Consider the following 1719-nt stretch of genomic DNA (forward strand, 5'->3'; position numbering starts at 1 on the left):
CGGTTCAGACTATCTGTGTGGACTCTTGCCTAAGTAATTGAATTTTCTTAATTCGTTAAGGAGGTGATCCAACCCCAGGTTCCCCTAGGGTTACCTTGTTACGACTTCACCCCAGTCATAAACCACACCGTGGTAACCGCCCTCCCTTACGGGTTAGGCAAGCCACTTCTGGTGCAATCCACTCCCATGGTGTGACGGGCGGTGTGTACAAGGCCCGGGAACGTATTCACCGCAACATTCTGATTTGCGATTACTAGCGATTCCGCCTTCATGGAGTCGAGTTGCAGACTCCAATCCGAACTGTGGGACGCTTTGTGGGCTCCGCTCCGCCTCACGGCCTCGCTTCCCTCTGTACGCCCCATTGTAGCACGTGTGTAGCCCTGACCGTAAGGGCCATGATGACTTGACGTCATCCCTGCCTTCCTCCGGTTTGTCACCGGCAGTCTCCTTTGAGTTCCCGCCATCACGCGCTGGCAACAAAGGACAAGGGTTGCGCTCGTTGCGGGACTTAACCCAACATCTCACGACACGAGCTGACGACAGCCATGCAGCACCTGTCTTGAGGCTCCCGAAGGCACTGCCTAAATCTCTCAGGCATTCCTCAGATGTCAAGGTCAGGTAAGGTTCTTCGCGTTGCATCGAATTAAACCACATGCTCCACCGCTTGTGCGGGCCCCCGTCAATTCATTTGAGTTTTAACCTTGCGGCCGTACTCCCCAGGCGGTCGATTTAGCGCGTTTGCTCCGAAAACCAAGCTTCTGCTCAATCTCCTAATCGACATCGTTTACGGCGTGGACTACCAGGGTATCTAATCCTGTTTGCTCCCCACGCTTTCGCACCTGAGCGTCAGTATTTGCCCAGAAGACCGCCTTCGCCTCCGGTGTTCTTCCGGATATCTACGCATTTCACCGCTACACCCGGAATTCCGTCTCCCTCTGCAATACTCTAGACTGACAGTTTAAAATGCAGCCCCGAGGTTGAGCCCCGGTATTTCACACCTTACTTATCAGCCCGCCTGCGTGCCCTTTACGCCCAGTTATTCCGATTAACGCTCGCACCCTCCGTATTACCGCGGCTGCTGGCACGGAGTTAGCCGGTGCTTCTTCTGCGGGTAACGTCTAACTTAATTTCCTCCCCGCTGAAAGTGCTTTACAACCCGAAGGCCTTCTTCACACACGCGGCATGGCTGCATCAGGGTTCCCCCCATTGTGCAATATTCCCTACTGCTGCCTCCCGTAGGAGTCCGGGCCGTGTCTCAGTCCCGATGTGGCCGGTCATCCTCTCAGACCGGCTAGAGATCGTCGCCTAGGTGAGCCTTTACCTCACCTACTAGCTAATCCCTTCTGGGCACATCCTGAAGCGGAAGTTGCCTTCCTTTCCCCCGCAGGGTTTATGCGGTATTAGCAGCCGTTTCCAGCTGTTGTCCCCCTCTTCAGGGCAGTTTCCCAGATACTACTCACCCGTCCGCCACTCGTCATCAGCAAAAGCAAGCTTTCGCTATGTTACCGTTCGACTTGCATGTATTAAGCCTGCCGCCAGCGTTCAATCTGAGCCATGATCAAACTCTTCATTATCTGAATTCGTTTGAATCTTTCTTAAAACTCAATCCTTAGTCAAGGATCCACACAGATTGTCTGTACCGTATTTTTAAAGAGCTTTTTGAGCAGAGCGTGCCGCTCAAGTGGTTGCACATTATAGAGATTCTTTTTCTCCTGTCAA

Annotated in this window: 1 rRNA gene; it reads right to left on the reverse strand. The window is 53.1% G+C overall.

Annotation, left to right across the window (positions count from 1 at the left end):
- Nucleotides 1-56: 56 nt before the first annotated feature.
- A 16S ribosomal RNA gene (locus HMPREF9444_RS02740) occupies nucleotides 57-1574 on the reverse strand.
- Between the last annotated feature and the right edge of the window lie 145 nt (nucleotides 1575-1719).

Origin of the sequence: Succinatimonas hippei YIT 12066, from assembly GCF_000188195.1 — a bacterium.
GTDB lineage: Bacteria > Pseudomonadota > Gammaproteobacteria > Enterobacterales > Succinivibrionaceae > Succinatimonas > Succinatimonas hippei.